This is a genomic window from Sodalis praecaptivus (assembly GCF_000517425.1).
GTDB classification, from domain to species: Bacteria; Pseudomonadota; Gammaproteobacteria; order Enterobacterales; family Enterobacteriaceae; genus Sodalis_A; species Sodalis_A praecaptivus.
The window spans coordinates 181,086-202,284 of the sequence record NZ_CP006569.1; the positions used below are offsets into that span (position 1 = coordinate 181,086).

Annotated in this window: 11 protein-coding genes; 6 read left to right on the top strand and 5 right to left on the bottom strand. The window is 57.2% G+C overall.

The genetic code is table 11. The features are described from left to right. The first annotated feature begins 118 nt into the window (after nt 1-118). The 6 genes from SANT_RS00840 (at nt 119) to narI (ending at nt 10,719) form a co-directional block, all read left to right on the top strand. Nucleotides 119-1,408 carry a purine-cytosine permease family protein gene (locus SANT_RS00840; protein WP_025420435.1) on the top strand — a complete coding sequence of 430 codons (1,290 nt, stop codon included), beginning with the start codon at nt 119-121 and terminating at the stop codon, nt 1,406-1,408. A gap of 381 nt (nt 1,409-1,789) precedes the next feature. Beyond that, nucleotides 1,790-2,500 (top strand): helix-turn-helix transcriptional regulator, encoded by a 711-nt coding sequence (locus SANT_RS00845; protein WP_038668062.1) that lies wholly within the window; start codon nt 1,790-1,792, stop codon nt 2,498-2,500. Between the two features lie 1,583 nt (nt 2,501-4,083). Further along, nucleotides 4,084-7,821 (top strand): nitrate reductase subunit alpha, encoded by a 3,738-nt coding sequence (locus SANT_RS00855; RefSeq protein WP_025420438.1) that lies wholly within the window; start codon nt 4,084-4,086, stop codon nt 7,819-7,821. Beyond that, nucleotides 7,818-9,356 carry a nitrate reductase subunit beta gene (gene narH, locus SANT_RS00860; protein ID WP_025420439.1) on the top strand — a complete coding sequence of 513 codons (1,539 nt, stop codon included), beginning with the start codon at nt 7,818-7,820 and terminating at the stop codon, nt 9,354-9,356. The genes SANT_RS00855 and narH overlap by 4 nt, the downstream gene beginning before the upstream one ends. Beyond that, on the top strand, nt 9,353-10,042 hold the full coding sequence (narJ, locus tag SANT_RS00865) for a nitrate reductase molybdenum cofactor assembly chaperone (RefSeq protein ID WP_025420440.1): 690 nt from the start codon (nt 9,353-9,355) through the stop codon (nt 10,040-10,042). The genes narH and narJ overlap by 4 nt, the downstream gene beginning before the upstream one ends. Continuing rightward, nucleotides 10,042-10,719: a respiratory nitrate reductase subunit gamma gene (gene narI, locus SANT_RS00870; RefSeq protein ID WP_025420441.1), complete on the top strand. Its 678-nt coding sequence runs from the start codon at nt 10,042-10,044 to the stop codon at nt 10,717-10,719. Before narJ ends, narI begins: the two co-directional genes overlap by 1 nt. A 153-nt stretch (nt 10,720-10,872) precedes the next feature. On the opposite strand, the gene SANT_RS00875 is transcribed toward narI, so the two are convergent. From SANT_RS00875 to bcsA, 5 genes are read right to left on the bottom strand one after another with little or no spacing between them, the layout of a single operon-like run. Further along, nucleotides 10,873-11,880, bottom strand: a complete 1,008-nt coding sequence (locus SANT_RS00875; protein WP_025420442.1) for a glycosyl hydrolase family 8 — start codon at nt 11,878-11,880, stop codon at nt 10,873-10,875. 15 nt (nt 11,881-11,895) lie between these two features. Beyond that, a complete protein-coding gene (gene bcsD, locus SANT_RS00880; RefSeq protein ID WP_025420443.1) occupies nt 11,896-12,378 on the bottom strand; it encodes a cellulose biosynthesis protein BcsD in 483 nt (160 codons plus the stop codon). Beyond that, nucleotides 12,378-16,289, bottom strand: a complete 3,912-nt coding sequence (locus SANT_RS00885; RefSeq protein ID WP_025420444.1) for a cellulose biosynthesis protein BcsC — start codon at nt 16,287-16,289, stop codon at nt 12,378-12,380. Before SANT_RS00885 ends, bcsD begins: the two co-directional genes overlap by 1 nt. Nucleotides 16,290-16,326: 37 nt before the next feature. Beyond that, complete coding sequence (gene bcsB, locus SANT_RS00890) at nt 16,327-19,059, bottom strand: cellulose biosynthesis cyclic di-GMP-binding regulatory protein BcsB (RefSeq protein ID WP_025420445.1); 2,733 nt, start codon at nt 19,057-19,059, stop codon at nt 16,327-16,329. Nucleotides 19,060-19,097: 38 nt separating this feature from the next. Further along, nucleotides 19,098-21,197 carry a UDP-forming cellulose synthase catalytic subunit gene (gene bcsA, locus SANT_RS00895; protein WP_025420446.1) on the bottom strand — a complete coding sequence of 700 codons (2,100 nt, stop codon included), beginning with the start codon at nt 21,195-21,197 and terminating at the stop codon, nt 19,098-19,100. Nucleotides 21,198-21,199: the final 2 nt, after the last annotated feature.

Consider the following 21,199-nt stretch of genomic DNA (forward strand, 5'->3'; position numbering starts at 1 on the left):
TCTGTTCAAGCTTATAGGATAGTCTTTCCGTCAGCAGGATTTTGTCAAGTTTAATCATCACAATTAACCGTTTTATCTTGTAGAATGAAAATGAAATCAAAAAAGGAGAGATTATTTCATGGAAGAAAATAAACGTGATGCCTATGCTTTCAATAGAGTGCCAATAAACGAAAGAGTTAGTTTATTTAATGTGACCCTTGTTCGTATGGGCATGGCGACATCTCTAGCACAATTCATGCTGGGTACCACATTGGGTCATGGCATGACATTCTTTCAGGCCATGCTGGCGACGACTTTAGGCAGCATCATTTTGGTTTTTGTCAGTTTCGGTCTCGGGTATGCCGGTATGCGAGAAGGTCTTTCCACCAGTGTCTTATCCCGATGGTGCGGCTTTGGGAAGTCAGGATCCATGCTTATCGGACTCGCCATTTCAATCAGCCTGTTAGGCTGGTTTGGCGTAAACATCGCACTGATTGCCCAAAGCTTGCTCACCGTGCTAGGAAGTCATATCAATTATTTCTGGTGCTCAGTAATAAGCGGACTCGTATTTTCTTTGCTAGTGGCTTTTGGTTTCAACGCACTAAGCATCACGGCAAAGATTGCGGTTCCGCTTTTTTTGGCAGTAATATTTTATATGTGTTATCACGAGATTGTGAAACACACTGGCGAAAGTTTATATTCTTCCTCTCCCCTGGGTGAGGGTATTTCGATTGGAGAGGGGGCAACCATGGTTGCGGGTCTGTTTATCGTAGGCGCCTTGATAACGCCTGATACAAGCCGATATTGTAAAAACGGTAAACACGTATTTTGGATGATAACGTCCTCGGTGATTATCGGTGAATTCTTTATCAATGGAATAGCTATATTAGTCGCTCATGCGTTGGGTACCTCGAATGTTGTAGAGATCATGATTCATACGGCGGGTTGGATTGGCGTTCTTACGGTTATATTATCCGCCATCAAGGTTAATGACACCAATTTATACTCCGCCTCTATTAATATCATTGGCTTTCTTGAAATGCTGACCGGTAAGAGATTCAATTATACCGCCGTAACGTTGCTGATAGGCTTGCTCGGCACATTATTGTCATTGTCAGGCGTTTTGGAGGCTTTCATTCCCTTCTTGATGGCGCTTGGTTTAATTTTTCCTCCCATCGCGGGTGTGATGTTGGTTGACTATTATATTTTACGTACGAGTCGACATCATCTGGAGAGATCACGTAAACTGGGCAAACTCCCTAATGACGTATCAATGCCAATCACTCATTTAGTCGCTATTATCTCCTGCGCTTTGGGCAGTACCGTGGGGGTGTATCTCAAAAATGGGATCCCTTCTGTGAATTCTATTTTTGCGGCTGGCATAATTTATTGGCTCTTGATGACCATAAAATCCGCACTTAGGAAATAGAACGGTTTCGTTGGCTTGAGCCTTGACCCATCAGGCTCAAGCTTAAGTCTGAAAGCATCTAAAAAAACTCGCATTTTAGACCACTTTGGTCTAGGAATAGGGGCGCCAGAGAGTGCGCAGTTAACCGCTGAAAATTTGGCTGACGATGATGGCTTTCATGGCAACACGCTTCGCATTACTTTAGTAAGGTTATTAAAAACTGCCAACAGTAGTGTTTCGCGATAAATTAGGCATCTGCATGATCCACCTAGGTAAGCCGATCCAGTTAACATGCTATCTTCGCCCTGTCAATAAGGGAAATTCAATGATGTAATTTTATCCCGCCGTCGTCAATACTGACCACTCCTTAATAGTATGCTTAATTCTCAAGGATGATGTTTGATGAGTGGTCTATGTATCCCCCTCAAACGGGAAAATATCTCCAGGCAGCTTATTTATCTTTATGAAAATCAAGATGATGCTTGTTTTATTCGCGATAACGAGGCGCGGTATGTTTATATTAATCCAGCGATGTTCGCACTCCTCGATTTGCCTGCATCATTCAGTATTGAAGGGAAATCACTCGCACAAGTCCCTCACTGGATAAATGTTTTTGAGGATGAGTTTAAACATTATGATAAAATAGTAATGGAAAAGAGCGTTTCGCTATCGTTAGTTGTTACATCAGCATTCGGCAGAGAAAACTGCATCCAGCCTTATATTTTTGATATAAAACCTTTTTTTGATGAGCAGGGCAACGTTGTAGGCACCATTTCTGAAGCCAGACCCTTACTCTTTTTCTCAGCCATGAATTATATCAACGGTAAATCGCCGGTTAAGTTAACGACGCATTTGTCGGATAACACTTTTACGGAGCGAGAGCTCGAAATTATCTTCTTTTCTTATCAAGGGTTGAGCAGCAAGGAAATAGCGCTCCGCCTGGGAATTTCACATCGCACGGTAGAAAATAGGCTTTGCGGGCTGTATCAAAGGGCAAATGTTCATAATATTCAGCAATTCAGAGAGTTTTGCAAAGATTTAAGCTTTGATTATTATATTCCCGAATCTTTTTTGCAGCCGAAAATTATCGTCATAGAGGCTGTTAATGCCTAATATTTTTGTGATATTGGTCAGAATTGATACGCCAAGCCTGTCCAAGGCTGTTTTTTTTTCGTTCATATTGCATGATTTTGTGTTTAACCAATAGGCTTTAATTCGCGGCGTTGATAGATAAATACACCACGATGACAGTCGGTGTGTCGCGCCGCAAGCCACGTTTACACGTTTACACGTTTACACGTTTACACATTTACACATTTACTTATTTACACGCTTACACGCTTACACGCTTACACGCTTACACGCTTACACGCTTACACGTTTAAACGCTTCCCTGCTTTGGCTTTGGCAAATTGCGCCGCCTGGTAAATGAATCCCACTAAAGCAGGGCCGTTTAAAACGAGCGGCAATGACCTGTTATGCGCTTGCGCTACCAGCGCAAACGTATAAGCTCAACGGCACGCTGCAAGGGGCGACCTTCTGCTGCGCGAGCGGCCATTCGTGCAACAGCGGTTGGCGGAGGTGAGCAACGTTCCCGGTGCCGGGACCGGGTAGCGGCATTTCAATTGTGGATTGAATACCGTTTGCCGCTGTGCCGAATGAACGCGCGCGACGTGCCGGTAGTTGAAGGCACGTCACCCGCAACGGAACGATCTTCGTCGCCGCGATTTTGATCAGCGCCTGCGCTGAAGGTGACCGGTACCAGGGGCGCGTCCTGGTCATTTTTGTTACTCTCCGCTTAGCCTCTGTTAAATAAAGATCCCTTTCCGTTTAGCTTCCATTTAAATCAAGGTTGTGGAATTTGACATATATCATGCAAGAGACTTTTTTGTAATGTTAGCATTTCCATAATTAATCGGCTTAGGCGTTTATCAGCTTTATAGCGCGGTTATTTTACTCTTATGCCGGTCGCTTGCGCTGTTTCGTCGTTTCATTAACAAACCAGCGCAATAAGTAGAAAAGGGCCTGCTGAAACGGCGTTATTAAGCCAATAGCCATGGCAAAGGCCCTTATTTTAGCGCGTAACGGACACGTTATTGCCCGTGCGAGTGTCTGTGATATGGCCGAAGCTTTATTGCCGGCGTTAAAAATAGCACCTGCTGTATAGGCCATAATGGGTGGGTTGAAATGCGAGGCGGTTATTTTCTCCTGTGTTAGCCTCTTAATTAAACCACTGTTTTGTAGCGGTTCGGCTTATTTTATGCACCTCATTCATTTATTTGGCCGGTGCTCAGAGCACATGTCGGGAAGGTGATTATCATTTCAGCGCGCGGCGGAGTTATTTAAGCTGCCACTCTTGCTACCGCCTGTCCCTTAGCGGTGGCTGAAATGGAGGGGCGCATAGTACCGGCAATATTGCACGCGGAATTGGCGCTAGCGCCTTCTTGCGCGGCCGGACCTGGCTTGGCTGAAAACGGCAAGGCTCGACGCCGGGCACCCTAAGCGGGTTGCTTGCTACACCCTACAGCGCTGCGCGAATCATCGGGGTTCGACGATGGCGGGCGAGAGGACTTACCCGTTGCCGACATCGGCTGTGCATTAATGATCTCTCAAGGCCATTGCGCCGTCAGCGAAGCACCCTGCGTCTTGGCAATGAAGTCATCTGACGGGGCTTGCGCCCTTACTGGAGAAGCGCCATGAGTAAACTCCTTGACCGCTTTCGCTATTTCAAGCAGAAAGGGGAAACCTTTGCCGCGGGTCATGGGCAGGTGTACCACACCAATCGTGACTGGGAAGACAGTTATCGCCAACGCTGGCAATACGACAAAATGGTGCGTTCTACCCACGGCGTTAACTGTACCGGCTCCTGTAGCTGGAAGATCTATGTCAAAAACGGTTTGGTGACGTGGGAAACGCAGCAAACGGATTATCCGCGTACCCGGCCGGACATACCCAATCACGAGCCGCGCGGCTGCCCGCGCGGTGCCAGCTATTCGTGGTATCTCTACAGTGCCAATCGCTTAAAATACCCGTTAATTCGCCAGGCGCTGCTTGAACTGTGGCGGGAAGCGCGCTGCCAGCATCACGATCCGGTGGCGGCCTGGCAGTCAATCATGGCCGATGAGCAAAAATGTCAACACTATAAAGCGCAGCGTGGCCGCGGCGGGTTTGTCCGTTCCAGCTGGCAGGAGCTTAATCCGCTGATTGCCGCGGCCAATATCTGGACGATTAAAAACGTCGGGCCGGATCGCGTGGTGGGGTTTTCGCCCATCCCCGCCATGTCGATGGTGTCTTACGCTGCGGGGACGCGCTATCTGTCGCTGCTTGGCGGAACCTGTTTGAGCTTTTACGACTGGTATTGCGATCTCCCCCCCGCATCGCCGATGACCTGGGGTGAACAGACGGACGTGCCGGAATCCGCCGACTGGTACAACGCCAGCTATATCATTGCCTGGGGGTCCAACGTACCGCAAACGCGTACGCCGGACGCGCATTTTTTTACCGAAGTGCGTTACAAAGGGACCAAAACCGTTGCGGTTACGCCTGATTATGCCGAAGTCGCCAAACTGAGCGACCAGTGGCTGGCGCCAAAGCAAGGTACCGACAGCGCCTTGGCCCTGGCGATGGGGCATGTGTTACTCACCGAGTTTCATTTGCAAAATCCCAGCGAATACTTCCTGAATTATGTCCGGCGCTATACCGATATGCCGCTACTGGTGGTGCTTGATGCACGTGAAGACGGCAGTTTCGTCCCGGGCCGCCAGCTGCGCGCGGCCGATTTGGTGAATAACCTCGGCGAGGAGAATAATCCGCAATGGAAAACCGTCGCCTTCGACAGCGCGGGTGAATTAGCGGTGCCGAATGGCTCGATCGGTTTTCGCTGGGGGGAAACGGGGAAATGGAATCTTGAACAGAAAGCCAACGGTCAGGCGACCGAGTGGCTGCTCAGCCTGCTTGAGCAGCGCGATGACGTGCTGGATGTGGCTTTTGCGTATTTTGGCGGGCTGGAGAACCCGCATTTTCGTCATGTGAAGCAAGACGCCATCCTGGTGCATAAACTGCCGGTAAAATTTCTGCGGCTGGCCGACGGTTCCCGGGTGCCGGTCACCACGGTTTATGATCTTACCCTCGCCAATTACGGCGTCGATCGCGGTCTTGATGACAACAACTGCGCGCGCGGCTATCACGAGATACGCGCCTATTCACCGGCATGGGCCGAGCAGATTTGCGGCGTCCCGCGTGAGCAGATCGCGCAAATCGCCCGTGAGTTTGGCGCCAGCGCCCATAAAACCCATGGCCGGGCGATGATCATCCTCGGTGCGGGCATCAACCACTGGTATCACATGGATATGAGCTACCGCGCGCTGATCAACATGCTGATTTTTTGTGGCTGCGTCGGCCAGAGCGGCGGCGGCTGGGCGCACTATGTCGGTCAGGAGAAACTTCGGCCGCAAACGGGATGGCTGCCGCTGGCCTTTGCGCTCGATTGGCATCGTCCGCCGCGTCAGATGAATAGCACCTCCTTTTTCTACAATCACGCCAGCCAATGGCGTTATGAGAAATTGCAGGCGCAGGCGCTGCTGTCGCCGCTGGCGGATGCCGGGGACTATGCGGGTCATTTGCTCGATTTTAACGTGCGCGCCGAGCGCATGGGCTGGTTGCCCTCTTCGCCGCAGCTCAATGTTAATCCGCTGTACATCGCCGCCAAAGCACGGCTGGCCGGGCAATCAGCCGAAGATTGGACCGCGTGTGCGCTTAAATCGGGCGAACTGCGTATGGCCTGCGAACAGCCGGAGAGCGGCAACAATCATCCGCGCAATATGTTTATTTGGCGCTCCAACCTGTTGGGTTCCTCCGGCAAAGGGCATGAATACATGCTGCGCTATCTGCTCGGTGCCGAAAGCGGCATACAGGGTGAACCGCTGACGGATGAGGCGCTTATGCCTAAGGAAGTGGAGTGGCGCACGGCAGCGCTTGAAGGGAAATTGGACTTGCTGGTCACGCTCGACTTCCGCATGTCGAGTACCTGCCTGTTCTCCGACATCGTCCTTCCTACTGCCACCTGGTATGAAAAAGACGACATGAACACCTCCGACATGCATCCGTTTATCCACCCGCTTTCCGCCGCGGTCGATCCGGCGTGGGAGTCGAAAAGCGATTGGGAGATTTACAAGGGTATCGCCAAAACCTTTTCGCAGCTGTGCGTCGGCCATCTCGGTGTTGAAACCGATGTCGTGCTGCAACCTATTCAGCATGACACCCCGGCCGAACTGGCCCAGGGCGGTGACATCCGCGACTGGAAAAAAGGGGAGTGCGATCTGATCCCCGGCCAGACCGCGCCGCATATCATCAGCGTGCAGCGTGATTATCCGGCGACCTATGAACGCTTCACCGCCGTCGGCCCGCTGCTGGAACAGCTCGGCAACGGCGGCAAGGGCATACGCTGGAATACCGATAAAGAAGTCGAGCTATTACGCCAGCTGAATCATGTCAAATCAAACGGGCCGGCCAAGGGACAACCGCAGCTCAATAGCGCGATTGATGCCGCCGAGATGATTCTCACGCTGGCGCCGGAAACCAACGGTCGGGTGGCGGTAAAAGCCTGGCGGGCGCTGAGTGAATTTACCGGCCGCGATCACGCGCACCTGGCGCGGCCAAAAGAGGAGGAAAAAATCCGCTTTCGCGATATTCAGGCGCAGCCGCGCAAAATCATCTCTAGCCCAACCTGGTCGGGGCTGGAAGCTGAGCACGTCGCCTATAACGCCGGCTACACCAACGTGCATGAATTGATACCGTGGCGCACGCTAAGCGGTCGTCAGCAGTTGTATCAGGACCATCCGTGGATGCGCGCCTTCGGTGAAAGTCTGGTGGCTTATCGTCCGCCGGTGGATACGCGCAGCCTGGCTGGTCTACAGCATATTCCCGCCAACGGATTCCCGGAGAAGGCGCTGAACTTCCTGACGCCGCACCAGAAATGGGGCATCCACTCCACCTACAGCGACAACCTGCTGATGCTGACGTTGTCGCGCGGTGGGCCCATCGTCTGGATGAGCGAGAGCGATGCCCGTGAACTTGGCATAGCCGACAACGACTGGATTGAAGCCTTCAACGCTAACGGCGCGCTGACGGCGCGTGCGGTGGTCAGTCAACGCATACCGGCGGGAATGACGATGATGTACCACGCGCAGGAGCGTTTAATAAACCTCCCCGGTTCGGAAGTCACCGGCATGCGCGGCGGGATCCATAATTCGGTGACGCGCGTCTGCCCGAAACCGACCCACATGATAGGCGGCTACGCGCAACTGGCATACGGTTTCAATTATTACGGTACCGTCGGGTCCAATCGCGATGAATTCATCATGATACGCAAAATGAAGCGGGTGAACTGGCTGGACGATGAGGGCCGCGATGGGGTCCAGGAGGCGACGAGATGAAAATTCGCGCGCAAATCGGCATGGTGCTTAATCTCGATAAATGTATCGGCTGCCACACCTGCTCGGTCACCTGCAAAAACGTCTGGACTAGCCGCGAGGGAGTGGAGTACGCCTGGTTTAACAACGTCGAAACCAAACCCGGCATCGGTTATCCGAACGCGTGGGAAGATCAGCAAAAATGGCGGGGGGGCTGGCTGCGCAAAATTAACGGTCGACTCCTACCGCGCCTGGGGCATCGCGCATCGGTGCTGTCTAACCTCTTCGCCAACCCGGTAGTACCGGGCATAGATGATTATTATGAGCCGTTTACCTATGACTACCAAACGCTGCACAACGCTAAAGCCGGCCATGCTCAGCCGACGGCGCGCCCGCGGTCGTTGATTAGCGGTGAGCGCATGGACAACATTGTCGGCGGCCCCAACTGGGAAGAGCTGCTGGGTGGCGAGTTTAGCCAACGTGCGGCGGACAGTAACTTTGCCCGGCTGCAAAAAGAAATCTACGGCCAGTTCGAGCACACGTTCATGCTGTATCTGCCGCGCCTGTGTGAACACTGTCTTAACCCCAGCTGTGTCGCCACCTGCCCGAGCGGCGCCATCTACAAGCGCGAAGAAGACGGAATCGTGCTCATCGACCAGGATAGATGCCGTGGCTGGCGTATGTGCATCAGCGGTTGTCCGTACAAGAAAATCTACTTCAACTGGAAAAGCGGCAAGTCTGAAAAATGCCTTTTCTGTTATCCCCGCATTGAGTCCGGCATGCCAACCCTCTGCGCGGAAACCTGCGTTGGCCGTATTCGCTATCTCGGCGTGTTGCTGTATGACGCGGATAGCATTGCCGACGCCGCCGGCACCGAAGCAGAGCACCGACTGTATGAGCGCCAGCGCGAGATATTTTTAGATCCCGGCGATCCCGCCGTGGTTGCACAAGCGCGCAAGCAGGGCATTACGCAAAATGTGATTGACGCGGCGCAGGCGTCGCCCGTCTGGAAATTGGCCGTGGACTGGCAGTTGGCGCTGCCGCTGCACCCGGAATATCGCACGTTGCCCATGGTGTGGTATGTACCGCCGTTATCGCCCATCCAATCGGTGGCCGATAGCGGCGGGCTGCAGCACGCCAACGGCGTCCTACCCGACGTCGAAAGTTTGCGCATTCCCGTGCAGTATCTCGCCAATATGCTGACCGCAGGGGATACCGTCCCCGTGTTGCGTGCTCTAAAGCGCCTGATGGCGATGCGTCATTACAAACGCTCACAAACCGTGGACGGCGTGACGGATACGCGCGCGCTGCAAGAGGTGGGTCTAAGTGCAACGCAGGCGGAGGAGATGTACCGCTATTTGGCCATTGCGAATGACGAAGATCGTTTTGTCATCCCCAGCAGCCATCGTGAGCTTGCGCGCGACGCCTTCTGGCAACGCAACGGCTGCGGTTTCAGTTTTGGCGACGGCTGTCACGGCAGCGACAGTCGATTCAACCTGTTCAACAGCCGGCGGATTGATGCCATCGATGTAAGCGATAAAAGCGGAGGTGGCGGATGAGAATCTTAAAATTCTTCAGCTTATTGCTTGATTACCCTGATGAAAGTCTATGGGCGCATCAGGAAGAACTCCTGGCGCTTGCGGTGCAACAACAGCCGTCCCTATTGCCGTTTCTTCAGCGTTATCTTACCGCCCGACCGCTGGATAAGCAGGCCGACTGGTGTGCGCTGTTCGAGCGGGGCCGTGCAACGTCGCTGCTTCTGTTCGAGCATGTGCACGCACAATCACGCGACCGCGGCCAGGCAATGGTCGATCTGCTGGCGCAGTATGAGCAAGCGGGGTTGGCGCTCAAGCGCCGCGAATTACCCGATTATCTGCCGCTGTATTTGGAGTATTTAAGTCTTCGTCCTGCGGGCGAGGCGCGGCAGGGATTACTGGATATCGCGCCGATTCTGGCGCTGGTCGGCGGCCGCTTGCAACAGCGTCAAAGTGACTACAGCGCGCTGTTTGATGCGCTATTGACCCTGGCCAACAGCCCGCTTAGCAGCAATGGCATGGCGCAGCAAATCGCCGGCGAGCCGCGCGATGATACGCGCGATGCGCTGGATGCCGTGTGGGAAGAAGAACGCGTAACCTTCATGGATGACAACCCTTGTAACAGGAGTGCGGTGCGGCAACATCAGCGGCGCTGTCGTGATGATGTGCAGCCGTATTATCTCCATCCCACCGCGGGGGGAAAACGCTGATGCACTATTTAACGATGTGGTTTTTCGACATTTACCCCTATCTGTGCGGCACGGTATTCCTGATAGGCAGCTGGCTACGCTATGACTACGGGCAATATAGCTGGCGCGCCTCGTCAAGCCAGATGCTGGATAAGCAAGGTATGCGGCTGGCCTCCAACCTCTTTCACCTCGGCATTCTCGGCATCTTTTTTGGCCACCTCTTGGGACTACTGACGCCGCACTGGGTTTACCAGCCCTTCCTGTCGATTGCCGTCAAGCAGCAAATGGCGATGGCGGCCGGCGGCGTCTTTGGCATCATGACGCTCATCGGCGGATTACTGCTGCTGAAACGGCGGTTGACGCACCCGCGCATACGCGCCACCTCCACCCTGATGGATAGCGTGATCCTGCTGATGCTGGTGACGCAATGCCTGCTGGGGCTGTTGACCATTCTGTTTTCACGGCGTCATATGGACGGTCACGATATGATGAAACTGGTTGACTGGGCGCAGGCGATTGTGACGTTTCACGGTCATGCGTCTGACCATCTGGACGGCGTGGAGTGGGTATACCGCGTGCACTTGGTGTTGGGTATGACGCTATTTCTGGTTTTCCCTTTCACCCGGCTGGTGCATGTATGGAGCGCGCCGGTGGGGTATTTAACCCGGCGTTATCAGATTGTGCGTTCGCGTCGTTAACCTCGCATACTCGGCCGGGGGGCGAGGCCTTGCCGGCACCGCGCCTGGCCGCGATTGTTAAGCATCGACGGCGTCTTTTTGCGCAGCGGCCTCCCTGTGCCTGCTGATGGCCTTCCCTGCCCCGTTGAGCGGCTTAAACGGTGCCGAGCGCCGTTATTGGCGCTGTAGCGACCAGTAGGTGAGGAGATGCAGGCTGGCGGAATAATAGTCCTCATTGTTCTGCAAACGGTCGGTTACCTGAGCGCCGTTGGCCAATATGGCGTCTCGTATGGCCAGCATGCCCGGCGGTAGCATGTAGTCGGCTTTTTCGCCGCTTTGCACGTCAACCCAGGCCGGCGTACTAAGTCTGTCGTACTGACGCCAATAGGCGATATAAGGCCCCAAGGCCTGGTTGTCCGGCTGCGCCCAATGGAGGTAAAGCGGAATACGCACCGCGTCGAAACTGAACCGCGCCGGCCAGCGATCGCCGGGGGCTACGCCGCCGTTCGCGTCCAGACGCACCCAGTCGGTGGGCAGCCGGGACGTGCCGAAACGCATTTTGCTCAATAATTGCCGGGCGTCGCTGCTGAGTTCATTCCAAATCGGCAGATGACTCTGTTGATAAAACGCCTGCCAGGCGGGAAAAATAAAGTAGGAGGGGTTAAGGGTCAGCGCGTCGGCCTGCTTAAAGCCCTCCACGCCGGGCAGCAACACTTTGAGGCCGGCGAACTCCACCACGGTGCGCTGCACAATCGCCTGCTGTAGTGCCTCAGAGGCCTGTAGGTAGTCGGGCTGTCGCCATTTTTGCCCTGCTTGCAGCAATGCCCAGGCAATCAGCGTATCGCCGTCGGTAGCGTTATTGCGATCCGCCACCGGCGGGGTGCTGGCGGGATCAAAGCGCCAGGCATTCAGGCCGCTATCCTGCTGGTACAAATGCGCCCGGGTCCACTGATAGAGCAAATCGAATGTCGGCCGGTCGTTATTGTAGACCGCCAACAGCATGCCGAAGCCCTGTCCTTCCGAATGGCTGACGTTATGATTGCCGGTATCGATAATCCGGCCCTCCGGCAGCAAAAAGCGGTGTTTATATTGCGCCCAGCCGGCGGATTCCGCACGGGCGCCGCCGGCCAACAGCGTTAGCGTGAGACCGAGCAGACAGGTTAATTGACCGAAACGTTTCATCACGCCATCACATCCTTAGCGACTGTTTTCATAGCAAAAGGTCATCTCGCCGCCGGCGCTGTCCTGCTGCCAGCGCAGCGCGACGTGCCGCTGCCCGCCCTGATCCAACAGCCAGCGCGCATAGGCGCCTTCCAGAACGGCCGCCAGACCGGCAACCCAGACCGGTTCGCTTTGCCCGGCGGGGGCGGCGGGGGTGGCGCAGTGGCGCAGGCTTAGCGCGGTGGCTTCGGGCGTCAGGCGGACATAGCCCCAGTGAAAGCAGGACCAAAGCCGATTCAGTCCGTCCTCCAACTCGCCCACCGTGGCGGCGGCAGGCTGCGGGAAACGGCAGGCCAACTGCTCCCCCACCAAATTCAGAAACTGACGCTTGTCCTCATCGCCGGCGTTATCGCTGATGCCCGCTATCAGCAGACCCACCAGATCCTGCCAGCCGGGCTGAGTTTGCCGCTGGCGGTAGTAGTCCAGCGTCGTGGATGTCTGCAGATCTTCCTGCTTCATTATGGGCCACCTAAAAGATATTTTAAAAACAACTGCGCCGAACCTTCGGAATAATCGCCAAAAGTGTCATAACTTAACTGCCCGCCGACGCTCATTTGCGGGTTGATTTTATAGACCCCTTTAGCATGGACGTTATAGCCGACGCCATGTTCGCTACTGCCGCTGTAATAGGCGTCATCGGCATAGCCATTGGCCACCAGCGACGCCATTTCCGCCTGCATGTCGGGGTCGTTGGGATAATAGTCGCTCTTATCCTGATTATAGGATTGATAGCCGATAGCGCCGCCCAACGTCAGATTCCAGTCGTCGAAGGTCTGGATATAGTCAACCGGCAGCGAGAGGCTGATGTAGTTTTGCGGGCTGAAGTAGCCGCCCTGACCATAGCTGAAATAGCTCAGATTGCGATCAAACGCCATCCAGGTCAGGTTTACTCCGCTGCGCAGTTCGCGGCCGTCGGCGCGATAGGGACGGAAATAGACCCCCGACGAGGCGTTGATACCGGTGTTGCTTTTGACGTTGTCGCCCAGGTAGCTGTAGGCGCCCAAACCGGCATATAGGCCAATATCGCCATCGTCATAGGCGTACTGTACGCTGCCGCCGTTGCGCGTTACCTGGCCCCAATGTTTCCCGCTAATCGCGTCGCGCGCGCCGACGTAGGCCAGCAGACTGTCCGTGACCGCCCGCCGTTCGGCGCGAAAGGTCAACTGGCTGAAGTTCGACAGCCGGGGCGACCATTCGACGCCGCCCACCCAAGAGGCCAACTCGTTATCGGTGCCGAGCGGCGTCGACCCCACGTCGACTTTGTAGCGTTCGCCCTTTAACGCCAGATTGACCTCGGTCCCCGTCGCTTTCTGCGCGCCGGAAGAATCGGCGACGTAATCGCCGCTGTTGATGCTATCGCTGGTGGACGTATTGGTCGTGGTGGTCGTGGTGCTGGTGGCGCCATCGGATCCGGTGGTGGTGGATGTCGTGGTGGTAGAGGTTGTCGCGCCCGCGGCGGCGGTGGCGTTGGCGACCCGCTGGCCCTGCTGTAGCGCGCCGGTGCCGAAACGATTATTGGCGGAGCCGGAAGAGCTGCCCGCATCCAGAGAAACGGGCGTCACCGTTAGGCTAAGCCGGGCGTTATCGACCGGCGCGCCGGAAATCGTCAGCGGGGCTTTGACTTCGGTCAAATTGCTCAGGCCGTTTTCGCCGTCGCGGCTGCGCATCGCCACTTCGCCCTCCGCCCAAGTGGCGGTTTTCTCTCGGACCTGGTTCATCAGATCGTTAATTTGGGTCAGCGTCCGGGTCTCCGGCGTAGCGGTCGGCGTCAGGGCCAGCCTTACTCCGACCGGCGCCGTGGTGGCGCCGTCGGCCTGCTGCCAGGGCAGTACCGTACCGTAGTTTGAGCCGGTGCGCGCGCTTGCCGTCGCCGCGCGGCTATCGTCGCCAAAAGGATTATCGGCGCTTTGCAGACCGCCGACCAGCGGCACCGCGCCGTTGCCGGTGTCGGCCATGCCGATGATCCGGCCTTTGGCGGAGCGCAGCAGCGCCATGGCCTGGTCGTGATCCCCTTGCGCCTCGGCCACGCGCGCTTCCAGGATCAAGCGGTCCACCGATCGGGGCCCTTGCATGCCGTCGAGCAATTGCCGGGCGCGCGCGATGTCGCCCTGGGCCAGAGCCGTATTGACCGCGCCTTCCCGCGCGTCGGTATTCTGCGGTTCGCGCGTCAGGACATAATTGAAGACCTTTGCCGCCTGGGCATTCATCTTACCGCTCTGATACAGGCGCGCCATCGCCAGCATCAGCCCGGTATTCTGCGGGTCGTTTTGCAGCGCGACGATCAATTTATTGTAAGCGGCGGCATATTGACCGCGTTCGCGCAGCGTATCCGCTTGATTAATCACCGCGCCTTGACGCAGGCGGCTTAACTCAGCCGGTGTACTGGCGGCGACAATGGCGGGGTCATTGAGGAAGGCGGCGGCTTCATCGGTCAGCCCCGCCTGGTTCAATACGCCGATTTGCGCGGCGTAATCGCCGATGCCGCCGTGGATCGGCTGGCGCAGGTTGGTACGTACCAGCGAGACCGCGGTGGTGTTATCCCCCAGCGTTTGCAGACGCTGCGCCAGATTGCCGACGTCGGCCGGCGCCGAAGGGGGCGTTTGCGCCAGCACGCGCAATGTATTGAGCGCCGCGGTACGATTTCCCTGGGCCCTATAATCGTCGGCATCGGCCATCTGTTGATGAAAGCGCACCCGGTCGGCCAGATCGCGCACGGCGCGGTTGCGGCGACCCTCCGGGATCCAGGCCAGCCATTGGGCGGCGGTGGCCATACGCCCGGTTTCGCTGGCAAACAGCGCCGCGGCATACAGATTGTCCACCGGCGCGCCACGCTGGGCAATCGCGCTCATCAGCCCCTGCGCGCGGGCGCTGTCGCCCTGTTGTTGCAGAATACGCGCCATATCCAGCCGCACCCAGACATTGGTCGGCTGTTTTTGTAGCGCCTCATTCAGCCGCGCCAGCGCCTGCGGCGTATTACCCGCCTGTAACGCCTGCTGTGCCTGCCTGCGCAGCGGATCCACGCTATTGCCGGCAACCTCGCGCGGGCGTTCATCGGCGGGCAGGGTTTGCAGCAACTGTTGAGCGTCGCGGGGCTTATTTTCCTGGCGCAGCGTGTAATACAGGCCCAGCTTGGCATCCTTGTTCTGCGCGTCGTGGCTGAGGATAGTACGATAGGTCTGCTCCGCGCCGCTGAGATCGTTTTGCCGGCGCTGTACGTCAGCGCGGAACAGCGCCGCCGCCAACCCCTTATCGCCCTCCGCCTGGGCGAGCGGCGCGCTGAGCGTCAGCGCCTGACTCAGATTGCCGGCGGCGGCGGCCGCCTTCGCTTGATTCAAGGCGCCATAGAACTTGGCGTCCTGCGCCAGCGAGGCCCATTGGGCGCTGTTGGCGCCGCCCTGTTTGGTGGCCTGATTAAGGTAATTTTCGGCGCTGGTGAAATCATTGTTGCGCAGGGCGATATAGCCTAGCCCGGCGAGCGCGTCGCCATCGTTGGGATTGGTGGTGAGTACCGCCTCGAAGCGGCTACGGGCGGAGGCGATATCGCCGCTATTCAAGGCGGCATAGCCGGCGCCTTTCTCCGTGCCGCCGACGCTTTGCTGGAAATGCTGCCATAGGGCGCTATCGCCGGGATGGTGCTGGATATAGCGGTCATAGTCCGCCTTGTCGGCGGCCTGCGGCGCCAGCCATAGCAGCGCCTGGCGCAGAGCGGCGTCGGCGTTGCGGTTGGTGCCCGCCAGCGGCGTCAGGGTGGCGATGCCTTCGCGGCGGCTCGCCTCGTCGTAGGTCAAAATCCGCCCCAGCGCCAGCCGCGCGGCGCTATCGTTCGGCTGCGCCTGGAGTCGGGCGCGCAGGCCGGCTATCGCCTGCGGTCGGGCAGAGGGAATGCCGGCCAGGGTGTCATAGTATTCCACCGCCAGACTGTCCGGCGGCGCGGCATCCCGAAACAGCACGCGGTAGCTTGCCACCGCCTGCGCGGCACTGCCGCTGGCCGCCAACCGGCGGGCGTTGTCCAACTGCTCAGGGGGGATGGCCTGTACGGCGTTGGCGCTGTCCAGGCTCCCCAGGCGCGTATCGTTGGGGGAAACTGCCGTTAAGCGGGCGCGCCATCTCGCCGCCTGCGCCTGATTGCCGTCTTGCAGAGCATAGAGCGCCAGCAGGTAAAGGGCATCGGCATTATTCTCGTCCACCGCCAATACTTTTTGCAGCGATTCCCGCGCCAGATCGTCATGGCTTTTATCGTGCCAATAGGCGGCCTGCTGCAACAGGGCGTTAATCGCCGGACTGTTGTCGGCGGCGCACGCCGCGGCCGCATACAGCGACAGCCCCGCGGCGCACCAGGCGGCAAAGATGGGTTTAGCGACCCGTTTCATAACCGATACCCATAACACCCACTCCACAATGCCTCATTTACTGATCCTGATGAGGGTTGGCGCTGTTGGCCAGCCGTTTGGCGGCATGGCGAGCCAGCAGAAGATAAACACCGCTGCCGACCAGCAGGGCACATAACAGCCCGCACAGCGCGAGCAGGATGATGTGCTGATTGGCGTACCACAGCACCCGCATGTACCAGGGCATTTCACCGCGCGGGAACAGCGCGCCGACGCTAAAGCTGCGTACGCCATTCTCGTTATTAATCACCGCCACATCGCCGCGAATGCCGGCGTTGATGGCGGCGGATTGCAGATCGTGATTTAGTCTGACCAACTGGTCATCGTTGGTGGCGGTAACCAGCACCACCACCCGCTTCGCGGTCCAGGGCGACTCGAAGCTTACAAAGCCGCGCCAGGCATCGGTGGAGGCCAGATAGCGATCCGCCTCCCGATCGTGGCTGAACATATGACCGTTAAGATAATTATTCAGACGGTCCGTAAGGCGCTGCTCTCGCACCGACAGCAGGCCGTTGCGCAAGGTAAAACGCGATTTGGCGGCTAACGGCTGCACAAAAGCCGCCTGTTTCAGCGATGCCACCGCCAGAATATCTTTGCCCGCCAGCAGTTCGGCCTCGCCGGCACCGGTCGGAAGACCGAAACGGACCGTTACGCGGTTAAGCGTAATGCCGGTGGCATTGCCGGCGCGGGCCGCCATCGCCATCAGCGTGGCGATTTCCGCCGCCTGCGGTTTGGCCGGCAGCAGCATCACCGTCTGGGAAAAGTCGGCCATACGGGTAAAAGGAAACGAGGCGCCCACATAATAGGAAAGATTCGGCAGCAGGCCGAAATGATAGGTGCGGCTCAAATCAATATACGAGTCCGGATCGATGCGGCTTTTGATGGTATTGCTGGTGAGCAGGCTACAGGGGGCATTCGGCTTCGGCCGCAAAGAGAAATAGAATTGCATCTGGTTATCGCCATAAATCAGATAGGGCGCCAGTTGCAAGGTATAGCGTTCCTGACGGGAGTCGCCGCCCAGTTTACGCCACAGCCCTTCCAGCAGGCCGCGCTTGTTCACCGGCAGGCTGTAAAGGAAGGTGCCGTTGAGGGTGACATCCAGTTTGGAGTGATCTTCATCGATTCCGCTGTCGGCGGGAAAGCGGTAACCAACGTTGACCGGAATGTGGTCGCCGTCCCACATAAACAGATCCGGCGCGGCGCGAAAGCCAATGCGGATGCCGTCGTGATACAGCCCGCTGGCGGTCAGTGATTGGATGTCCTGCGTCAGTTCCTTCAGATAGACCGGACGACTGGTGTCTATCCAGCGCGGCGCGTCATACGGCTGGCGTTCAGGTATGGCTTGCTCCTGCACCTGGATGACATCCTGTTTTGCCGGCAGCGGCGTCGAAATCAACTGCCAGGCAGCCTGGCGCAGCTCGGCGCCGTTGCGTCCCACCACCAGCAGCAGTTTATAAACCGGGTTTTGCGGATTATTGATGACCTGCAGCGTCGGGCCCGTTACCTGCGGCAGGGTCAGCGCGCCGATTTTGTCCCCCGGTTCGCCGAACAGGATGCCGTTTTGCGCCGGCAGCGCGTCGAGCAATACGGCGAAATCGACGCTGCGGTAGCTGGAATGCAGGCCAAAATAGGAGGCCAACATACTGGCGGCTTCCACCGCATCCGGCTTAAGCGTCCGGGAAAATAGAAAGGCCAGCGAGGAGCCTTTCATCGATTGCGGATCAAAGAACGGACGGGGAAAATGAGATAAATCCCTACCGGTATCTAGGATTTGGCTGCTCAACTGCATATGGGTGTCGGGCAGGAGGGTGACCCAATATTTGTCGGTCAGATCCCGCTCGCAGGTAAGCGTATTATCATCGCTGACGCTGAAGCTTAAATTGTTTTTCCCCACCACCATCGCCGACGGGACGTCCAGCCGATAGACGTTATTGCCGCTCGCCGTTTGATTCAGGCGGATATCGCCCAGATCTTGGCCGTTGAGCATCAAGCGCAGGCGGGTATCCCGCGCCGCCAGCGCCGGCGACACTTTAAGCGCCAAAGAGAGATGGGCATTGGTGACTACCTGATTTTGCGCCAGGGTGAAGATAATCCCCGATTGCAACTGACCGCCGCTGAGGGTCAGGCCGTTGGGCTGGCCCATTTCCGCGATGCTAATGGTTTCATCATCAATCGGATTCATCGGCGCCAGGGGAAAGCCGGCCGGCTGCGCGCCGGCGTCCGGGGCGACGTCCACCGTGGGCGGCGGAAAGTCGAAAGGCAGCTCGCCGTTGCCGGTGGCCGCCGCGCCGCCGGCGTTATCACCGCCGCTGCCGGTTGCCGCCGCGCTGCCCGCGCTTTTGGCCGCCGCTTCGGCGTCAATGTTGTCGCCGTTGTCGCTTGACGTCTTATTGCCCGTGTCGCTTGCCGCGCCGCCGGCGTTATCACCGCCGCCGGTTGCCGCCGCGTTGCCCGCACTCATGGTCGCCGCTTCGGCGCCACGGTTGTCGCCGTTGTCGCTTGACGCCTTATTGCCCGTGTCGCTTGCCGCGCCGCCGGCGTTATTACCGCCGCTGCCGACGGGCGCGTCTTCTTTGCGCGGGGCAGCGTCCGATGCCATTGCGTCATCCCCCGTCATGCCGTCGCCAGCCGGGGCCGGCAGCGGTGGCAAACGGTAAAGCGGCGCGGCGCTATCCTGGCCGGCACCGTTGGCCGGCGTCGCGGCCGCGGCCACCGATGCCGACAACAGCGCCGCCGCCAGAGAAACCATCATCCTGAAATGACATGACATATGTTTGATTCCGCCTGTCCTTATGCCGTCTCACCTGGCCCGGCGGACCGGGCGTGCTTTTTCTTCTGACCGCGTTCTTTCCAAGTGTTATAGAACAACTCGAAGACGCAGCGCACAATGCTGGCAAATGAGCGCAAAGGACGATCGCGCGGATAGGGGGGCGCCAGCCAGGCATCGGCGCGCGCCATCACCACCCGTACCAGCTCGCGCCGCTTATCCAGAGGCATCTCTTTAAACATGAGCCGAATCACGTCCGGGCCGGTGTGGATCACGCTGACCGGAATGCAGACGCTTCCTGATTGCAGCCGTAGCTCCACCTCTTCAAGCGTGTCGTGAAGATAGCGATCGTCCGGCGTCACCAATTTCACGCCGCCCATGGAGAGATCCCGCGTTTCGCTGACCACGGAGATGCCGCTGGCGTAATGAATGATGGCCGGAATCGTCACTTCGACGCGGATGGTTTTGCGCACCTGGCGCGTTTCTTTGGCCACCGCGATGGCCGCCAGCAAAATAATAACGCTGAGCGTCGCCCACACGACGTTGAACACGATGACGCGCGGGTCGACGTTGAAATAGTCATACATGACCGCCCGCGCTATCCCCGCGATAATGCCCAGCACCAGCAAACAGGCCACGATGATATGCGGGCGCACAATGTGGGCGTCGAAAAACCCCTCATCCAACAAGCCACCCTTATCCGTCACGTTAAATTTGCCATGCTTGGGGGAGATGAGGGTCAACAGGGTCGGGATGATCAAATGAAACGCCATCACCGTTTCGTAAATCTCACCCCAGAAGGTGTAACGGTAACGGCCGTTCATGCGTGAATTCAGCCAGATGGCCATAAACAGATGCGGTAGCACATAGGCGAAAATCGTACTGGCCGACGAGGCGATAATATTCTGGTTGAAAAGGAGATACGCCAGCGGCGCGGTTAAAAATACCACCCGCGGCAGGCCGTATTGAAAATGCAGCATGGCGTTGAGATAGCACAATCGCTGTTGCCATTTCAGCCCGCGGCCGAATAGCGGGTTATCCATGCGCAAGATTTGCGTCATGCCGCGTGCCCAGCGGATACGCTGGATGACATGCAGCCCCAGACGTTCGGTGGCCAGGCCGGCCGCCAGCGGGATCGCCAAGAAGGCCGAATTCCAGCCCTTACGCTGCAGTTTGAGCGCGGTATGAGCATCTTCGGTGACGGTCTCCACCGCAAAGCCGTGGGTTTCCTCCAGCGCCGTCCGGCGAATTACCGCGCAGGAGCCGCAGAAGAAGGTCGCGTTCCAGTTATCGTTGCCCTGCTGCACCGGTCCGTAAAACAGCGCGCCCTCATTCGGGTTATGCCGCGCCGCCGAGAGATTGCGCTCGAACGGGTCGGGAGAATAAAAATAGTGCGGCGTTTGCAGCAGCGCCAGCCGCGGGTCAATGAGAAAACTGCCGACGGTGGCTTGCAGGAAACCGCGCGTCGCGACGTGGTCGCAGTCAAAGACGCAAATCAGTTCGCCCCGGGTCAGGGTCAGGGCATGGTTAAGGTTGCCCGCTTTGGCGTGTTTATTATCGTCGCGGGTGATATAGCCTACGCCGACGTCGGCGGCAAACACCGCAAATTCGCTACGCTTGCCATCATCGAGAATATAGATACGCATTTTATCGCGCGGGTAATCAATGCATTGCGCCGCCAATACGGTATCGCGCACCACATCCAGACTCTCGTTGTAGGTGGGGACATAAATATCTACCGTCGGCCACAGGGAGAGATCATCCGGCATGGGTTCAATGCGGCGTTTTAGCGGCCAGGTGGTCTGCAAATAACCCAAAACCAGAATGACCCAGGCGTAAAGCTCGGCGATAAACAGCCCGATGCCCAAACAGGCTTCAAATGTGGTGTAAAAGTGCAGCGTTTCGCTGGCGCGCCAGTAGATATAGCGCGTTGACATCAGGCATGACATGACCACCAGCACGACATTCACATAAGGGCTTTTACTGATGCCGAGCACCAGCATCAGTCCCAGGCTGATCAGACCGAAAAAATACTGTTTATCGCTGTCCATCGGCGTAATCACTACGATTGTGGCGATGGGGAGCATTAAAAGTAACAGCAGATAAAACAGCGGTTTATTCATAT